At 63.8% G+C, this 17535-nt stretch carries 18 protein-coding genes and 1 tRNA gene; 8 read left to right on the forward strand and 11 right to left on the reverse strand.

From position 1 onward, the window contains the following. Positions 1–75 precede the first annotated feature (75 nt). Both hpf and ptsN read left to right on the forward strand, forming a co-directional pair. Positions 76–675 carry a ribosome hibernation-promoting factor, HPF/YfiA family gene (gene hpf, locus ABIC09_RS26085; protein WP_354031283.1) on the forward strand — a complete coding sequence of 200 codons (600 nt, stop codon included), beginning with the start codon at positions 76–78 and terminating at the stop codon, positions 673–675. Between the two features lie 212 nt (positions 676–887). Continuing rightward, positions 888–1349, forward strand: coding sequence for a PTS IIA-like nitrogen regulatory protein PtsN (gene ptsN, locus ABIC09_RS26090; RefSeq protein WP_014438750.1), 462 nt, complete (start codon positions 888–890; stop codon positions 1347–1349). Positions 1350–1496: 147 nt separating this feature from the next. Here ptsN and ABIC09_RS26095 read toward each other — a convergent pair whose 3' ends face one another. Beyond that, the gene (locus ABIC09_RS26095; protein WP_354031284.1) at positions 1497–2135 is read right to left on the reverse strand and encodes a TetR/AcrR family transcriptional regulator; all 639 of its coding nucleotides are present in this window, start codon (positions 2133–2135) and stop codon (positions 1497–1499) included. Between the two features lie 285 nt (positions 2136–2420). Between ABIC09_RS26095 and ABIC09_RS26100 the strand changes: the two genes are divergently transcribed. The 3 genes from ABIC09_RS26100 to ABIC09_RS26110 are packed head-to-tail and all read left to right on the forward strand — an operon-like array spanning position 2421 to position 5987. Further along, on the forward strand, positions 2421–3224 hold the full coding sequence (locus ABIC09_RS26100; RefSeq protein WP_148749031.1) for an SDR family NAD(P)-dependent oxidoreductase: 804 nt from the start codon (positions 2421–2423) through the stop codon (positions 3222–3224). Positions 3225–3260: 36 nt separating this feature from the next. Next, on the forward strand, positions 3261–4391 hold the full coding sequence (locus ABIC09_RS26105; protein ID WP_354085070.1) for a DUF5938 domain-containing protein: 1131 nt from the start codon (positions 3261–3263) through the stop codon (positions 4389–4391). A 57-nt stretch (positions 4392–4448) separates the two neighbouring features. Next, the gene (locus ABIC09_RS26110; protein ID WP_354111055.1) at positions 4449–5987 is read left to right on the forward strand and encodes an AMP-binding protein; all 1539 of its coding nucleotides are present in this window, start codon (positions 4449–4451) and stop codon (positions 5985–5987) included. A gap of 773 nt (positions 5988–6760) precedes the next feature. On the opposite strand, the gene ABIC09_RS26115 is transcribed toward ABIC09_RS26110, so the two are convergent. From ABIC09_RS26115 to ABIC09_RS26150, 8 genes are all read right to left on the reverse strand, one after another. Next, complete coding sequence (locus tag ABIC09_RS26115) at positions 6761–7033, reverse strand: BQ00720 family protein (RefSeq protein ID WP_148749062.1); 273 nt, start codon at positions 7031–7033, stop codon at positions 6761–6763. A 51-nt stretch (positions 7034–7084) separates the two neighbouring features. After that, positions 7085–7510: an Hsp20 family protein gene (locus tag ABIC09_RS26120; protein ID WP_011083554.1), complete on the reverse strand. Its 426-nt coding sequence runs from the start codon at positions 7508–7510 to the stop codon at positions 7085–7087. Between the two features lie 242 nt (positions 7511–7752). Next, the gene (locus ABIC09_RS26125) at positions 7753–8838 is read right to left on the reverse strand and encodes a sn-glycerol-3-phosphate import ATP-binding protein UgpC (RefSeq protein ID WP_354111056.1); all 1086 of its coding nucleotides are present in this window, start codon (positions 8836–8838) and stop codon (positions 7753–7755) included. A 6-nt stretch (positions 8839–8844) separates the two neighbouring features. Further along, positions 8845–9693, reverse strand: coding sequence for a sn-glycerol-3-phosphate ABC transporter permease UgpE (gene ugpE, locus ABIC09_RS26130; protein ID WP_354085075.1), 849 nt, complete (start codon positions 9691–9693; stop codon positions 8845–8847). Beyond that, positions 9693–10574 (reverse strand): sn-glycerol-3-phosphate ABC transporter permease UgpA, encoded by an 882-nt coding sequence (ugpA, locus tag ABIC09_RS26135; RefSeq protein ID WP_148749065.1) that lies wholly within the window; start codon positions 10572–10574, stop codon positions 9693–9695. Before ugpA ends, ugpE begins: the two co-directional genes overlap by 1 nt. 55 nt (positions 10575–10629) lie before the next feature. Next, complete coding sequence (gene ugpB, locus ABIC09_RS26140; RefSeq protein ID WP_148749066.1) at positions 10630–11946, reverse strand: sn-glycerol-3-phosphate ABC transporter substrate-binding protein UgpB; 1317 nt, start codon at positions 11944–11946, stop codon at positions 10630–10632. A 220-nt stretch (positions 11947–12166) separates the two neighbouring features. Next, positions 12167–13369 (reverse strand): CaiB/BaiF CoA transferase family protein, encoded by a 1203-nt coding sequence (locus ABIC09_RS26145; RefSeq protein WP_354111057.1) that lies wholly within the window; start codon positions 13367–13369, stop codon positions 12167–12169. Between the two features lie 174 nt (positions 13370–13543). Continuing rightward, the gene (locus tag ABIC09_RS26150; RefSeq protein WP_148749068.1) at positions 13544–13969 is read right to left on the reverse strand and encodes an organic hydroperoxide resistance protein; all 426 of its coding nucleotides are present in this window, start codon (positions 13967–13969) and stop codon (positions 13544–13546) included. Between the two features lie 156 nt (positions 13970–14125). Here ABIC09_RS26150 and ABIC09_RS26155 point away from each other — a divergent pair, with 156 nt between their 5' ends. Beyond that, a complete protein-coding gene (locus ABIC09_RS26155; RefSeq protein ID WP_354085077.1) occupies positions 14126–14584 on the forward strand; it encodes a MarR family winged helix-turn-helix transcriptional regulator in 459 nt (152 codons plus the stop codon). 74 nt (positions 14585–14658) lie between these two features. Here ABIC09_RS26155 and ABIC09_RS26160 read toward each other — a convergent pair. Together ABIC09_RS26160 and ABIC09_RS26165 are read right to left on the reverse strand one after the other, a co-directional pair. Further along, positions 14659–14734: transfer RNA gene (locus tag ABIC09_RS26160), tRNA-Ala, on the reverse strand. A gap of 91 nt (positions 14735–14825) precedes the next feature. Further along, complete coding sequence (locus tag ABIC09_RS26165; protein WP_148749070.1) at positions 14826–15236, reverse strand: TIGR02300 family protein; 411 nt, start codon at positions 15234–15236, stop codon at positions 14826–14828. A 111-nt stretch (positions 15237–15347) separates the two neighbouring features. Here ABIC09_RS26165 and aroA point away from each other — a divergent pair, with 111 nt between their 5' ends. Together aroA and cmk are read left to right on the forward strand one after the other, a co-directional pair. Next, positions 15348–16733, forward strand: a complete 1386-nt coding sequence (gene aroA / locus ABIC09_RS26170; protein WP_502917702.1) for a 3-phosphoshikimate 1-carboxyvinyltransferase — start codon at positions 15348–15350, stop codon at positions 16731–16733. Beyond that, positions 16730–17368 carry a (d)CMP kinase gene (cmk, locus tag ABIC09_RS26175; protein WP_354111059.1) on the forward strand — a complete coding sequence of 213 codons (639 nt, stop codon included), beginning with the start codon at positions 16730–16732 and terminating at the stop codon, positions 17366–17368. The genes aroA and cmk overlap by 4 nt, the downstream gene beginning before the upstream one ends. Positions 17369–17535 lie beyond the last annotated feature (167 nt).

The following is a 17535-nucleotide window of genomic DNA, read 5'->3' on the forward strand; positions in this document are numbered from 1 at the left end:
ATCATGCGCAGGGAACAACCCGAGCTGCGATGACGCAGTCATGGTAGCTCGGCGTCAAACCAAGCGAGGCATCACATGACTCTTCGGATTTCGGGCAAGAGCGTCAGCGTTGGCGAGGCCCTGCGCGGCCGCGTGACCGACCGGACCGATGAGGTCCTGCGTAAATATTTCGACGGCAATTATTCCGGCCACATCACCCTGAGCAAGGATGGCTTCGGCTTCCGGACCGATTGCGCGCTGCATCTCGATTCGGGAATTACGCTGGAGGCCGAATCGAACGCGCCGGACGCCTATGCTAGCGCCGACCAGGCTCTGATCATGATCGAGAAGCGGCTCAAGCGCTACAAGAGCCGGCTCAAGGACCGTTCGGCCCGCAAGACCCATGTCGCTTCCGCGGCGCTGGCTGCGCTCGACGCGACTGCTTACGTGCTCGAGGCGCCGGGCGAGGGGGAGGACGACGACGAGGTCACCGGCTACAGCCCCGTGATCATCGCCGAGGCCACGACGTCGCTAAAGCAGATGTCGGTCAGCGAAGCCGTCATGGAACTCGACCTCAGCGGGGCACCCTGCCTGGTATTCCAGCACGGTTCCTCGGGCCGGGTGAACATCATCTACCGCCGCGCCGACGGGAATGTCGGCTGGATCGACCCCCCGGGCGCCAAATCGGGCGGCTAGGAGTCCCCGTATCAACCACAGCCCTTAACAATGAGCAGGGCAAAGCCGCACGCGGGAGTTGGCACCGGGATTGCGTTGGAGTAGAAGCGCCCCAACATCAGGATCGGGGCTAAGTCCGCCTCCTGCTTCACCTTCTTGACGCCGGCCGGGCTCGATCTGATCGAGCCGGCCAATTCGGAACCTGACGGTTTAATTCACCTCGGAACACTTCCATGCCGATTACCGATCTGGTCGCGCCCGAGGCGATACTTCCGGCATTGAAGGTCAACAGCAAGAAGCAGGCGCTCCAGGAGCTCGCAGCCAGGGCCGCTGAGCTGACCGGCCAGAACGAGCGCTCCGTGTTCGAGGTGCTGCTCCAGCGCGAGAAGCTCGGCACCACCGCGGTCGGCTACGGCGTCGCCATTCCCCACGGCAAGCTGCCCAAGCTGGAAAAGATTTTCGGCCTGTTCGCCCGGCTCGATCGCCCGATCGATTTCGAAGCGATGGACGGCCAGCCGGTCGACCTCGTCTTCCTGCTGCTCGCCCCCGAAGGCGCCGGCGCCGATCATCTGAAGGCACTGGCCCGCATCGCCCGCCTGCTGCGCGACCAGGACATCGCCAAGAAGCTGCGCGCCTCGCGCGATGCGCAGGCGATCTATTCGGTGCTGGCGCTGCCGCCCGCGACCGCGGCGTAATCGCTCGTCATCGAGCGCGTAGCTGTCTCAACGCCGTCATTGCGAGCGCAGCGAAGCAATCCAGAGTCCCTCCGCGGAAAGATTCTGGATTGCTTCGCTGCGCTCGCAATGACGACGCGGAAACATCGCCGACGCGTCTCGTGCGCTTCAGCAGACCGTCGGCAGCAGGTGCCGGACTTCGTCGAGCAGTTCGGGCATCGCCGTCTTGTCACCCGCGAGGTGCTTGAGCAGAGCACTCTGGAATAGACCGTCGAACAGTGCATAGAGCGCGGCTGGCGACGACGCCGGCCGCTTGCCGCCGAGCTCGGCATAGCGGGAGGCGATGCGCCAGATCATCGCTTCCAGGCTCTTGTCGATCTCGAGCACGTCCTTGCGAAACGCCGCCTCGAACATCGCCTGCGAGCGCAGGTCGTACCAGAGACGGTGCATACGGGCTTCGTTCTGCAGCGTTGCGGCGAGCTTGGCGAGGAAACCCTCCGTCAGCTCGTCGCGGCTCGTTGCTGTTGCGACGACATCATCATATCGCGTCACGCACTTCGCCTTGTAGTGGCGGACGCAGCAGCAGATCAGGTCGAGCTTGTCGCTGAAATAATAGTGGAACACGCCGTGCGTGAACGCCGAGTTCTGCGCGATTTCGCGCAGGCTGGTGCGTGCGAAGCCGAGCTCTCCAAGCGTTTCGAGCGCGGCCTCGGCAAGCTCGATGCGCCGTGCATTGAACTTCTCGTCGCGCAGCACCTCGGCCGCATCAGCCACACGCCGGGCCGCTCCCGTCACCTGCCGCGCCATCTTGTCCTTATCCTCAGTCCCGTTCTTTTAAGGACTTATACCGCGCCGACCGCGGAATGCTCCATCCCCTCACAACCACTTCCTTTGACAACTGTCAAATTCGTTCTTGACAAGTGTCAAGCTTCTAGCGGAGGTTCGCACCAAGAATTTGGACAGTCGTCAAGACATCCGACCATGGAGGAACGCTTCGCTGGGTGCCGCCGAAAGGCTTGGCACCCATCGACCTGGTGCGCGCCGATTGGCGCAGCACGCATCGATCAATCACCAGCAACGGAGGAGTGCGTCATGAGTGGGAAGAGCCTTGCAGGCAGGAAAGCCCTGGTCACCGGCGGTGCTAGAGGAATCGGCGCGGCCATCGCGCAGGCGTTGGCGCGAGCCGGCGCCTCGATCATGATCGCCGACATCCTGGAAGAGACCGGCCGTGCCAGCGCGGCCGCAATCGCGAAGGAAGACGTGACGACGGGATTCGTCCAGCTCGACGTCACCGATGACGCCCAATGGGAGCGGGCGATCGCCAAGACGGTCGCAACCCTCGGTGGCTACGACATCCTGATCAACAATGCCGGCATCGAGATCACGTCGCTGATCTCCGAGGTCAAGGCCGAGGACGCGCGGCGGATGTGCGACGTCAATATCGTCGGCACCGTGCTCGGCATGAAGCACGCCTTCCGTGCCATGCGCCCGGGCGGGCCGGCCGGCAAGGGCGGCGCCGTCGTCAACATCGCCTCGGTTGCGGCGACGATCGCCTTTCCCGGCATCGCGGTTTATTCGGGCACCAAATCCGCGGTCGACCGCATGACGCGGGTCGGAGCGATGGAAGCCGGCAAGCTCGGCTTCGGCGTGCGCGTGAACTGCATCTATCCGGGCCTGATACCGACCGACATGGGCATGCAGCTCGCCAACGACATCGTCAAGGTAGGACTCGCGGCTGACGTCAACGCCGCAGTCGGCTCGGTGGTCGAGCAAACCCCACTCGGCCGGCTCGCAGAGGTCTCGGACATTGGCGATGCCGCGGTGTTCCTGTGCTCGAATGAGGCGCGCTTCATCACCGGCATCGGACTGCCGGTCGATGGCGGCATGGGCATGTGACAACAAGGCCGACAACAAGCAATTTGGAGGATCGCAATGAGCGAGAAGAAGCCCGTCATCGTCTATGGCGCTTCCGGCTACACCGGCCGGCTGGTCTGCGAATACTTACGCGAGTACAACATCCCCTTCATCGCCGCCGGCCGCAGCGCTGAGAAGCTCAACGCCGCGATGAAGTCGAATGTGGCCGGCATCGAGACCGCCGACTACGAGGTGGTTAAGGTGCCGCACACCGTGGCCGCGCTGACTGAATTGTTCAAGGGCGCCTCGGTGGTGCTCAACACCGTGGGCCCCTTCGCCAAGTTCGGTGGCGAAGTGGTGCAGGCTTGCCTGGCTTCCAAGTGTCATTACAGCGACACCACCGGCGAGCAGGACTGGCTGATCACGCTCGAGCAGGAGTGGGGCGCGAAGTTCGCCAATGCCGGGCTGCTGTTGGCGCCAGGCATCGCGCAGATGTACACCACCGGCGAGATCGCCGCGCAGCTGTGCCTGGAGACGCCCGGCCTCGACACGCTGGACATCGCCGTGTTCTGGGGTGGCAGCCCGACCATCGCATCGACGCAGACCATCCTGGTCAACGCCGCGATGGCCAAGGCCTACTACTTGGAGCAGAACAAGTACGTCGAGCATCAGCCCGATGCCGGCCTCTACAACCTCGCCATCCCCGGCCAGCACGAGCTGGCGCTGGCGCTGCCCTGGGGCGGCACCTCGCACCCGGTGTGGTTCAAGCGCGATCCGCGCGTGGCCAACGTGAAGGTGCTGGGCGGCGTGTTCAACCGCGGGCTGATGCTGGCCGTGCCGCAGATCGTCGCCGCCGCGCTGGACGCGACCAAGGACATGAAGCCCGACGACCGCTACGCCGCGTTGGCGCAGACCGCCGCCGGTGTGATGAACACTATGCCGCCGCGCGAGAACCCGCGCGTCAACAAGTCGCTGGATTCGGTGCATGCCTCCGGCCCGTTGGGGCGCGCGCACTGCGTCATCAATGGCAACAGCAACTACAAGCAGACCGGCATGTTGCAGGCCTATGCCGCGGCGCACCTGCTGCAGCAGCCTCCGAAGCGCGTGGGGTTCGCCTCCGGCTGCCAGGCGTTCGGCCATCACGAGCTGCTCGGGCAATTGCGCAGCTTCGGGCTCGTCAGCAAGCCTGTTCTGACCGTGCACGATTAAGTCAATCGCGGGTGGCGCGGTCCTCCGCGTCACCCGCTACCGCTTCGGGTGTTGATCATGCGCTTCATCGATTACCTGGACAAAGGTGCCTCGCTCGGCGCTGGTGCGCCGTGCCTGACCATGGACGGGCGCGACCTCAGCTATCGCGAGGTGCAGCGGCTGAGCTACCGCGTCGCGCGCGGGCTCGCGCGATCGGGTATTGCTGCCGGCGAGAAGGTCGCAATCCTCTCCGGCAACGATCCGGTCGCGTTTGCTTGCGTGTTCGGCATTTCCCGTGGCGGTGCGGTCTGGTGCCCGATCAATCCGCGCAACGAGGCGGTCGAAAATCGGCTCATCCTCGACCAATTCGACTGCAGCCTGCTGCTGTTCCATTCAAGCTTCGCACCGATGGTCGAGGCGGTGCGTGCAGAGCTGCCAAAGCTGCGCGCCCTCGTCTGCCTCGATGCCGAGTTATCCTTCGCCCCCTCGTTCGACAGCTGGCTCGCCGGCCTCGCCGACGACCGCTATCAACGCGAGACGGTCGACGATCTCGCGATGATTCCCGGCACCGGCGGCACCACCGGCAAGCCGAAGGGGGTCATGCTGTCGGGCCGCAATATCGAGGCTATGACGGCCCTGACGCTGATGGGCTATCCTTTCAAGGGGCGTCCGATCTATCTCGCGCTCGCGCCGCTGACCCACGCGGCCGGCGTGCTGTGTTTCCCGATCATGGCGCTTGGCGGCCGCATCGTGATCATGCACCACCCCGACATCGCCGAATTTCTTGATTTGATCGAGCGCTATCGCGTCACGCATACCTTCCTGCCGCCGACCGTGATCTACATGCTGCTCGATCATCCAAAGCTCGATTCCGCGAAGCTCGGGTCTCTGCAATGCTTCTGGTACGGTGCGGCGCCGATCTCGGCCGCGCGGCTTGCGGAGGCGCTCCAGCGTATCGGGCCGATGGCGCAGTTGTTCGGTCAGACCGAAGCGCCGATGATGATCTCGATGATGGCGCCTAGCGAGCATTACAATGCCGACGGCACGATCGCGATAGAGCGTCTCGCCTCGGCCGGGCGGATCAGCCCGCTGGTGCGGGCCGGCATCATGGATGGCGACGGCAATTTGCTGCCGACCGGCGCACGCGGCGAGATCGTGGTCCGCGGTTCGCTGGTGATGGAGGGCTATTACAAAAATCCCGAGGCGACAGTGGAGGCCTCGGCGCATGGCTGGCACCACACCGGCGACATCGGCTACATCGACGACAACGGCTACCTCTATATCGTCGATCGCGCCAAGGACATGATCATCACCGGCGGATTCAACGTCTACTCGATCGAGGTCGAGAACGTGCTGCGGGCGCATGAGGTGGTGCAGGATTGCGCCGTGATTGGCCTTCCGGACGAGAAATGGGGTGAGCGGATCGTCGCCGTGGTGCAGCCCCGCGCCGGCCAAAGCGTCGATACGATTGCGCTGGCGGCGTTCGTCAAGCAGCGGATCGGCAGCGTCAAGACGCCGAAGCAGATCGAAGTCTGGGACGATCTGCCGCGCTCCAAGGTCGGCAAGGTGCTGAAGCCGGACATCCGCGCGCGGCTGTCGGATCGCTCAGGCGATTAGAGGGTGCGCGACAAATAGCGCACGATCTTGCTGCCGTTGTGCATGATCGCGCTGCAGACCTCGGCAAATCCCAGCGCAGCGTGAAAGGCATCCGACGCCGGTTTCGGCGGCTGCCGATTGACTTCGCAGACGATGCGATCGTGTCCGGCCTGACATGGGCTTGGTTTCCGGAACGTGTGGCGGCGCCTGCGGCGTAACTTAAAGCCACTCGTCCATATCGTGTGGTTCCGATCGGACCTTCGCGCGAATCGATAGTCGAGCAAAGTTGACGATTGCGAGCGGCGAATTCGCGAGCGCAGCGACAATGTCTGCACCGGTTGGCTGAGTATTTGACTCACGAAGGCCTGGTTGAGCCGACACTCTGTTGGAATCGACAGTCAGCACTTCCCCCCTATCTTGATCGCTTTCGTCGAGTCCGGGCATTCCGCGCTCCGTCCTAGTCGTGATTTGAAGAAGCTCAGTCGCAGTCGTGAAGACGGTGTACTCCCTCTCCCGCTTGCGGGGGAGGGCTGGGGCGGGGGTGTCTCCGCGTTGGGAGTGTTTGAGGGCTGCGGAGAGTATCCCCGCGAGGAGGGAGCCCCCACCCGGCGCTTCGCGCCGACCTCCCCCGCAAGCGGGAGAGGTTGAGGGAGCCCGTGGCTCGATCGAGCGAATCTCGAGCGGTCCTGGTGCTTTGCCAAGTGTGCAAAATGAAAACTGTGCAAAATGAAAACGGGCACGCCTTCGTGCGAAGGCATGCCCGCCAAAACTCAAATCGTGCGACGCGCGCGTGCTCAGTGCACGCTCACCGCTTGCAGCTCGTTGCTCCAGGCATTCGCAACCGCGGCTTCGCGGCTGTCGGTCAGCATGATCGGCGTGCCGTCGGCGGCGTGGAGCGCGAACAGCTTGAGGCCGGGCGCAATCTTCGGGGCTTCGGGAAACAGGCCGGGCACATCCTCGGAGCGGATCTGCTTCACATAGGCGATGTGGCCTTCGCCGAGGCTTGCCAGCGTCTCCGGAGAGACCGTCTTGGCTTCATATTCGAACGCAACATGACCTTCACTCATGGTCTCGACTCCTTCACAGAAACTAAGCGGTCGAGTCCGCTACTCGTTCCATTATTCGTGCTCATTGATAGCGATTGTCTTAACGATCCTCTCCGGTTCTGGCCGGGCAAGATCAATCGACAACAACCCGTTCTTCAGATCCGCACCCAGCACCAGCATCCCCTCCGCCAGCACGAAAGTGCGCTGGAAGTGGCGCGCGGCGATGCCGCGATGGATGTATTGCCGGGTCTTGTCGTCCTGCTGTCGTCCGCGGATCACGAGCTGGTTTTCCTCAATGGTTACATCGAGTTGGTCGCGGGTAAATCCGGCGACCGCCAGCGTGATGCGCAACCGCTCGGGCTGGCCGTCCGACCGGTCGCACCTCTCGATATTGTAGGGAGGATAACCGTCGGCGCCTTTGACGACGCGATCGAGCACGCGCTCAATCTCGTCGAAGCCCAGAAGGAACGGACTGGATAACGTGGGAACACGAGACATAGTTTACAAAGTCCTCTCGAAGCGACTTTGGCATTTCAGGGCCCGGAAGCGGCGCCCCTTGGTCAGCAATATGGGCATATCCCCATGTGGGTTCAAGGACGTAGCAGGGGCTGTGGATTCACTGCTTCCGCCGTCGCCCCGCCGTGACGAATTTGCGGGCGATTTATCCCAATGAAAACAGGCCCCGTTCTACTGTGCATGGGGTTGTTTTGGGTCTTTAGTCGGCTGTTCTGTCGGACCCGTCAGGCCTCGATCCGCGTCCGCCCGTCGCCGCTGAACAGGTGCAGCTTTTGGCGCACTGCCGCGACGCGGATCTTCTCACCGATCGCCGGGGCCTCAGTCCCGGGAATGCGGACGATGACTTCGCCCGGCGGCAGCTCACCCGGAGTGGCGGCAACGCGCTGCTCGTCCTGGGCGCGCGAGCCGTAGATAAAAGTTTCGGCGCCGACGCGTTCGATCGCTTCCACCGTCAGCGGCAATGCGACGCCGCCGGCCGGGGTCTGGTCGGTGATGACAAAATCTTCCGGACGGATGCCGAGGATGCCTGCCTCGCCCGCGCTGCCGCCAAGCTGCGACTTGATCTCCTCGGTGCGCATCGACATCAGATTCATCGGCGGCGCGCCGATGAAGGAGGCGACGAAGGTCGTGGCCGGCTTCTCGTAGATCGCGAGGGGATTGCCGATCTGCTCGACCTGGCCGCCATTCATCACGACGAGGATGTCGGCGAGCGTCATCGCCTCGAGCTGGTCATGGGTGACGTAGACCGACGTCGTCTTGAGGCGGCGCTGCAATTTGCGGATCTCGACGCGCATCGCGATGCGTAGCTTGGCGTCGAGGTTCGACAGCGGCTCGTCGAACAGAAACACCTTCGGCTGGCGCACGATGGCGCGGCCCATGGCGACGCGCTGGCGCTGACCGCCGGAGAGCTGGCGCGGCTTGCGCTCCAGCATCGCCGAGAGCTCGAGCACGCGCGCGGCTTCCTCGACGCGGGTCTTGATCTCGGCTTCCTTCATGCCGCGATTGCGCAGGCCGTAAGCCATGTTGTTGAACACGCTCATATGCGGATAGAGCGCGTAGTTCTGGAACACCATCGCGATGTCGCGATCGGCGGGCTCGACCTGGTTGACGACGCGGCCGCCGATGTCGATCTCGCCGCCGGTGACGGTCTCGAGCCCCGCGACCATGCGAAGCAGCGTGGACTTGCCGCAGCCGGAGGGGCCGACCAGCACGCAGAACTGGCCGTCGCCGACATCGACGTTGACGCCCTTGATGGCCTCGAAGCCGCCGGGATAGGTCTTGCGAACGTTGCGCAGGGTGACGTTGGCCATGACTCTCTACTTCTCCGTCTCGACCAGGCCGCGCACGAACAGTTTCTGCATGGCGACGACGACGAACACCGGCGGCAGCATGGCCAGCACGGCGGTCGCCATCACGATCGGCCATTCGGTCAGCGCATCGTTGGTGGTCATCATCTTGCGAATGCCGATCTGGATGGTCTGCATGTCGTCGCGGGTGGTGATCAGCAGCGGCCAGAGATATTGATTCCAGCCGAGGATGAAGAGGATCACGAACAGCGCGGCCATGTTGGTGCGCGACAGCGGCAACAGCGTATCCCAGAAGAAGCGCAAGGGGCCGGCGCCGTCGATGCGCGAGGCCTCCAGCAATTCATCCGGCACGGTCATGAAGAACTGGCGGAACAGCAGCGTTGCCGTGGCCGACGCGATCAGCGGCAGCGCGAGGCCGGCGTAGCTGTCGAGCATGTGCAGGTCGGCGACGATCTTGTAGGTCGGATAGATGCGGACCTCGACCGGCAGCATCAGCGTGATGAAGATGATCCAGAAGATCGGCATCCGAAAGGGAAAACGGAAATAGACGATCGCATAGGCGGAGATGATCGAGATCGCGATCTTGCCGATCGCGATCGCCAACGCCATCACCAGCGAGTTCAGCATCATGTTGCCGACCGGCTCGCGGGTCGAGCCGCTCGTGCCGACGAAGATGGTCTGGTAGTAGACCTCGAAGAAATGGCCGCCGGGCAACAGCGACATCTGCCCGTTGGCGATCAGCGCGTTGTCCTGGGTCGAGGCGACGAAGGCGACGTAGACCGGGAAGGCGACGATCGCGATCCCGATCCAGAGGATGATGTGGGCGACGTAGCGTCGAAAGCCCTCTTGCTCGACCATCAGTAGGTCACCTTGCGTTCGACGAAGCGGAACTGGATTCCGGTCAGCACGATGACCATGACCATCAGGATCACCGACTGCGCCGCGGAGCTGCCGAGGTTTCCGCCGATCAGGCCGTCGTTGTAGACCTTGTAGACCAGGGTCTCCGTCGACTTGCCGGGACCGCCGCGGGTCATGGTGTCGATGATGCCGAAGGTGTCGAAGAAGGCGTAGACGATGTTGACGACCAGCAGGAAGAAGATGGTCGGGGACAGCAGCGGGAAGGTCACGGTCCAGAACCGGCGCATCGGGCGCGCGCCGTCGATCGCAGCAGCCTCGAGCACGCTCTTCGGAATGCTCGCGAGCCCTGCGAGGAAGAACAGGAAATTATAGGAGATCTGCTTCCACGCGGCGGCAAGGATGACCAGTGTCGCGGCCTGATTGCCGTCGAGCAGCGGATTCCATTCGATGCCGGCGGCGCGCAGATAGCGCGAGAGCACGCCGAGCGAGGGATGCAGCATGAAGACCCAGAGCACGCCGACCACGGGCGGCGCCACGGCATAGGGCCAGATCAGCAGCGTGCGGTAGACAGCGCCGCCGCGCATCGGCTTGTCCGCCATCACCGCGAGCAGCAGCGCCACGGAGAGCGAGGACGCCGCGATCGCAAACGAGAAGAAGAAGGTTCGGACGATCGTCTCGAAATAGGCGGGATCGCTCAACAGCTCGACATAATTCTCGAACCACACGAAGCTCGTCGAGAGGCCGAAAGCGTCCTGCAGCAGGAAGGACTGAATGACGGCCTGCACGGCCGGCCAGTAGAAGAAAATCAGAACGATCGCGAGTTGCGGCGCAACCAGCGCGTAGGGCAATAGCTTTGATTGGAAAATGGCTTGCTTTTGCATGATGGGGGTGGCGCCGGCGGGCCGCTCGTCGTGCGGTTCCGCCGGCGCCTTCGCCTTATTTTACGGCGGTCTTTTCGAACTGACGCAGCATCGTGTTGCCGCGCTCGACGGAGGCATCGAGCGCCTGCTTGGCGGTCTTCTTGCCGGCCAGTGCCTGCTCGATCTCTTCGGCCCAGACGTCACGGAGCTGAACCATGTTGCCAAGGCGCAGGCCGCGCGAGTTCTCGGTCGGCTCCTTGTTGGTCAACTCGAGCAACGGAGTCTCGAGATAGGGCTGATCCTTGTAGAAGCCCTCGGCCTTGGCCTTTTCGTAGGCGGCCTTGGTGATCGGCAGATAGCCCGAAGCCTTGTGGATGTAGACCTGACGATCGGTGTCCGAGAGGAAGGTCAGGAATTTGGCGATGCCCTTGTATTCGTCGGCCGACTTTCCGCCCATGACCCAGAGCGAAGCGCCGCCGATGATCGAGTTCTGCGGTGCGCCCTTGACGTCAGGATAATACGGCATCGGCGCAGCGGTGAAGTTGAACTTGGCCTGCGCCTTGACGTTGCCGAAGAAGGCCGACGAGGTCAGGTAGATCGCGCACTCACCCGAGGTGAAGCGGCCTTCGCCCTGGTTGGTGCGGCCGGCGTAGTCGTAGGTCTTGTCCTTCTGCAGCTCGACCAGCTTCTCGAGATGCTTCTCCTGCAGCGGCGCATTGAACTCGAGCTTGGTGTCGAAGCCGTCGAGGCCGTTCGCCTTGCTGGCCAGCGGCACGTTGTGCCAGGCGGAGAGCTGCTCGAGATTGACCCAGGTGACCCAGGAGTTGGAGAAGCCGCAGGTCGGATGGCCGTTGTCGTGCAGCTTCTTGGCGACCTCGAACACTTCGGGCCAGGTCTTCGGGATCTCCGCGTTGACCTTCTTCAGCTCGTCGAGGTTGACCCACATGACGGTCGACGACGAGTTGAAGGGGAAGGACAGCATCTCGCCCTTCGAGGTCGAATAGTAGCCGGTGATCGCGGACAGATAATTCTTCGGATCGAACTTCTCGCCGGCATCGGTCATCAGCTTGTAGACGGGCTTCACGGCGCCGGTCGCGGCCATCATGGTCGCGGTGCCGACTTCGAACACCTGCATGATGTGCGGGGCGTTGCCGGCGCGGAACGCGGCGATGCCGGCGTTCATGGTGTCGGGATAGCTGCCCTTGTAGGTCGGGATGACCTTGTAGTCGCTCTGCGATGCATTGAAGTCGTTGGCGAGCTTGACGATGACGTCGTTATTCGCGCCTGTCATCGCGTGCCACCACTGGATTTCAGTCACGGCCAGCGCCGGCGAAGCCGTCATGCCAACCGCAAATGCAACAGCGGCAGCCGCCCCAAAATATCGAAGAGCCATCAAGTACCTCCCTTGGCCGTCAAAAAGAAGCGCTTGCGCTAGCAGCGCCACATGACGTTCACATGACTGTGTAAGCGGCCGAAACGAAAGCAGCAAGCGCTGCCAAAAGGGAAGCCATCAAATAGGCGAAGACGCGCGCTCGGGCAGCCTCCTCCGTCCGCAGTGTACATGCGTGCCCGTGCCGCACTGCGGCATTTGCTTGGGTGACGAGGCGAGGGCCCTAGCGCTTGCGCTCGGGCCCGCAGACTACGCCGCTCTCGACCATCGCGTCGATCTCCGCCTTTGAGTAGCCGAACTCGCCCAGCACCTCCTGGGAGTGCTGGCTGAATTTCGGCGGCAGGCGGCGTAGGCTCGGCTTGCTGCGATCGAGCCGGATCGGCGAGGCCACGCCCTTGTACCAGTCCTTCTCGATGACATCGCCGCGCGCGATCGTGTGCGGGTTGGTCAATGCCTGGTCGATCTTCTGCACCGGGCCCGCGGGCAGGCCCGCGGCCAGCAGGCGATTGCACAGCGGCTCGGCCTCGTGCTGGCTGAACACCGCGGCAAGCTCGGCGCGCAGCGCGTCGCGGTTGGCGATGCGGTCCTTGTTGCGGGCAAAGCGCGGATCAGTGCCGAGCTCGGGCTTACCGATCTCCTTGGCGAGCTTGCGGAAGGTGCCGTCATTGCCGACACCGATGAAGATGTCGTCGGTCCTGGTCGGGAAGATCGCGTAGGGCACGAGGTTGGGATGCTCGTTGCCGGTGAGGCCGGGCGGCTTGCCATGCATGAAATAATTCGCGGTGTGCGGATGCATGATGGCGAGGCCGGTCTCGTACAGCGTCGTCTCCAGGAACTGGCCCTTGCCGGAGCGCTGCCGCTCGGACAGCGCCATCAGGATGCCGATCGCTGCGTAAAGACCGGTGGTGATGTCGACCAGCGGCACGCCGATCCGCATCGGCCCGCTCTCCGGCGAGCCGGTCGCCGCGATCATGCCGGTCATGGCCTGGATGATGGCGTCATAGCCGGGATTGCCGCCGCGCGGCCCGTCGGCGCCGAAGCCGCAGATCCGGCAATGCACTAGGCGCGGGAATTTCTGGCTGAGCACGTCGTTGCCGATGCCCCATTTCTCCAGCGTGCCCGGCTTGAAATTCTCGATCAGGACGTCGGCCGTCTCCAGCATCTTGAGCAGCACGACACGGCCGCCTTCGGAGGCGAGGTCGAGGCCGATGGAGCGCTTGTTGCGGTTGATGCCGACGAAATAGGCCGCGTCTTCCTCGTGGAAGGGAGGGCCCCAGTCGCGCACCTCGTCGCCTGCCGGCGGCTCGACCTTGATCACGTCGGCGCCATGGTCGGCGAGGATCTGGGTGCAGTAGGGACCGCCGAGCACGCGCGTGAGATCGACGACGCGCAGTCCGCTCATTGCGCCCAAAACGGCTTCAGTCATGCCTTCGCTTCCCCTGTGTCGACGTTTGATCACAGGCCTAGCGAGGTTCGTCCAAGCCAGCAATGGCTTGCCGCGTGGGGGCGTATGCGTCGCCGCGCAATCCCGCGGCGCGGCAGATCTGGCGGAAGCGGCCGGCCCAAGGGGGATCTCGGGCCAGCCAAATCCACCGTCAGATCAGACGACCGTCAGGCGGACGTCGACATTGCCGCGCGTCGCGTTGGAGTACGGGCACACCTGATGTGCCTTCTCGACCAGCGCCTCGGCGTCAGCGCGGGACAGCCCCGGCAGCGAGACGGCCAGATCGATGTCGAGGCCGAAGCCGCCTTCCGAGCGCGGGCCGATGCCGACGGTCGAGGTGACGGAGGCGTCGGCGGGAACCTTCGGGCCGCCCTGCGACGACACGAACTTCATCGCGCCGATGAAGCAGGCGGCATAGCCGGCCGCAAACAGCTGCTCGGGATTGTTGCCGGCGCCGCCGCCGCCGCCGAGCTCCTTCGGTGTGGTGAGCTTGACGTCGAGTGCGCCGTCGAGGGTCGCGGCGTGGCCGTCACGGCCGCCGGTGGCTTTTGCGCTGGTCTTGTAGAGGACGTTCACGGACATTTTCGTCTCCTCAGGGTCTTCGGGTTGTGGTGGCGCCTGTATCGCAAACAATTAGATTGTGCGCAATTGAAATTTGCATGCCTCACATTTAATTGTTCGCAATTGAATGTCGGCCCGCCCGGTCCCACAATGCGGGTCAATCACGTGAGATTCTCTATGGCCCGGAAATTATCGACCCTGGATCCGCAACGCCTCGACAACCAGATCTGCTTCGCCGTCTATTCAGCCGCGCATGCCTTCAACCGCGTCTACAAGCCGCTGCTCGACCGGCTCGGCCTGACCTATCCGCAATATCTGGTGATGCTGGTGCTGTGGGAACGCGACGACGTGCCACTTAAGGATATCGGCGAAAAGCTGTTTCTGGATTCGGGCACGCTGACGCCGCTGCTCAAGCGACTCGAAGCCGCGCACCTCGTCAAGCGCACGCGCTCCAGCGAGGATGAGCGTCAGGTCCTGATCGCGCTGACGCCGCAGGGGCACGCCCTGAAGGACAAGGCGCGCAGCGTCCCCCAGTCGATCCTGGCCGCGTCGGACTGCTCGGTCGCAGAGCTGGTCGCAATGAAGGACGAGATCGTCGCGCTGCGCGATCGGCTGAATGCGGTGATTGGGGAGTAGGTCGCTAAAGCCCGGCCTCGCTACGAGGGACTTCCCGGGCTTGCCCAGCCGAAGCTCGCGAAGCGAGCGAAGGCTGGTGGAGCCAGGCGGGATCGAACCGCCGACCTCTTGCATGCCATGCAAGCGCTCTCCCAGCTGAGCTATGGCCCCTTAAGTCCTGGGACGATCCTGGTGGATCACTCCCGACCGGCGAGCCTGGTGACTCGCGCGGTGCACCCTTTTTCACAGATCAGGGCTGATCTCAAGTCTCTTCATCGCCTCCGACATCACCAATGATGTCGGTCACGTCCTCATCGCCTTCTTCTTCGTCGGCAATGAAGGTCGAATCATCGTCATCGTCGTCGTCGATGGTCTCGTCGACCTCGATATCGTCCTCGGATTCGGGGACGACGGCCTTGACCTTGCCGGTGTTCTCCTCGGCATCGGCCTCCTCGAGGGAGACCTCTTCGACCTCGGCCGGCTCCGGCGTGGTGTCCGCCGCTGCTGCAGCGTGGCGGGCTTCGGCGCCGCGCGGTACACGCGCCGGCGCCACGGGCGCGATCGGGACCACTTCGCCGGTATAGGGCGAGATCACCGGAGTCTTGTTGAGGTCGTAGAACTTCTTGCCCGTAGTCGGGCAAATACGTTTGGTTCCGAGTTCGGACTTGGCCACGGCAGAGGAATCCTGGGATGTCTGAAAAGCGGTGTTTCACTTGGCTAGTTGGCGGCCCGCTGTCAATAGCGCATTACGAGAGAAAGACATGCTCGTGACGGCGGAGGGACCATGTGGTACCTGCCCGCAGCCTCTTCGGACGCATTCGAGGACACAATCTTGACCCATTCCGACAAGCCGACGCCGCTCAAGTCGCGCGCAAGCGGTCCCCTGACCGGAAAAGTACGGGTGCCCGGGGACAAGTCGATCTCCCACCGCGCCCTCATCCTGGGCGCGCTGGCTGTCGGCGAGACCCGGATTTCAGGCCTTTTGGAGGGCGAGGACGTCCTCAACACCGCCAAATCCATGCAGGCGCTCGGCGCCAAGGTCGAGCGCACCGGCGATTTCGCCTGGAAGGTGCAGGGCGTCGGCGTCGGAGGCTTTGCCCAGCCCAAGGCCGCGCTGGATTTCGGCAACTCCGGCACCGGCTGCCGGCTCGTTATGGGCGCCGTCGCCGGCTGTCCGATCTCGGCGGTGTTCGACGGCGATGCCTCACTGCGCAGCCGTCCGATGCGCCGGATCCTCGATCCGCTGGAAAAGATCGGCGCCAAGGTTGTTTCCGCCGCCGAGGGCGGCCGGCTGCCGCTGACCGTCCAGGGCGCGCGCGATCCGCTGCCGATCACCTACAAGACTCCGGTCGCCTCGGCCCAGATCAAGTCGGCGGTGCTGCTGGCGGGCTTGTCTGCGCCGGGCACCACCACCGTGATCGAGAGCGAGGCCAGCCGCGATCACACCGAGCTGATGCTGAAGCATTTTGGCGCGGATATCACCTCGGTCGTCGAGGGCGCTCACGGCCGCCGCATCACGCTGGTCGGCCAGCCCGAGCTGCATGGCGCCACCGTCATCGTGCCCGCCGATCCGTCCTCGGCGGCATTTCCGGTCGTCGCGGCGCTGATCGTCGAAGGCTCCGATGTCGTTCTTTCGGACGTGATGACCAATCCGCTTCGGACTGGCCTTTTTACGACGCTGCGTGAAATGGGCGCTTCCATCGAGGAAAGCAAAGCGCGCGGTGACGCCGGTGAGCCGATGGCGCAGTTGCGTGTGCGCGCGTCAAAACTGCGCGGCGTCGAGGTGCCGCCGGAACGCGCGCCCTCAATGATCGATGAATATCTGGTGCTGGCGGTCGCGGCTTCGTTCGCCGAAGGCACGACCATCATGCGCGGCCTGCAGGAGCTGCGCGTCAAGGAATCCGATCGGCTCGAGGCCACCGCGGACATGCTCCGCGTCAACGGCGTGAAAGTCACGGTCTCCGGCGACGATCTGATCGTCGAGGGCCGCGGCCACGTCCCCGGCGGCGGCACGGTCGCCACGCATATGGACCACCGTATCGCGATGTCGGCGCTGGTGATGGGCTGCGCGTCCGATCAGCCGGTGACGGTCGACGACACCGCTTTCATCGCCACCAGTTTCCCGGACTTCATTCCGATGATGCGGTCGCTAGGGGCCGAGTTTTCATGATCATCGCCATTGATGGACCCGCGGCCTCGGGCAAGGGCACGCTCGGCAAGCGCCTCGCCCATCATTACGGCTATCGTCACCTCGATACCGGCGTGATCTATCGTGCGGTCGCCTACGCCCTGATGCAGTCCGGCCATGATCTCCGGGACGAGGTGGCTGCAGTGCAGGCCGCGCTGGAACTCGATCCCGAAAAGTTCGGCAATCCCGCCCTCAAGACCCAGGCGGCCGGCGAAGGCGCCTCCATCGTTTCGGCGATCCCCAGGGTTCGCGAGGTCTTGCTCAATTTCCAGCGGCAATTCGCCGCCGGTCCGCCCGGCGCGGTGCTGGATGGCCGGGACATTGGAACCGTGATCTGCCCCGATGCCGACGTGAAGATTTTCGTCGTGGCTGATCCAAAAGTCCGCGCCCGCCGCCGCACCATGGAGGCGAGGGCGCGGGGCGAGGAGGCGGACGAGGCTGCGGTGCTCGCCGACATCATCCAGCGCGACGAACGGGACAAGAACAGGCCAATTGCGCCTTTGAAACCGGCCGCGGATGCTTACTTGCTAGATAACTCCCAACTGGATATAGAAGGCGGCGTCCGGGCCGCCATCGACATTATCGAGGCCGTCCGAGCGGGCCGGTCGCGGGGTTAAGCCGCAGCCGTCATTGGAGGAAGCGCCCGCTCCCGCTCTTTGAGGTCGATACTCTCGGTCCCTGTTTGGGGCCGACGTGATCCAGGCTCCGGACAAAAGATTCCACGTATCGCACGTGCGGGCCCAGCCGGCCCGCTTTCGCTGGTCCGGCTTCAGGCCGGAGCAGC

This window comes from Bradyrhizobium sp. S3.12.5, assembly GCF_040548225.1.
GTDB classification, from domain to species: Bacteria; Pseudomonadota; Alphaproteobacteria; order Rhizobiales; family Xanthobacteraceae; genus Bradyrhizobium; species Bradyrhizobium cytisi.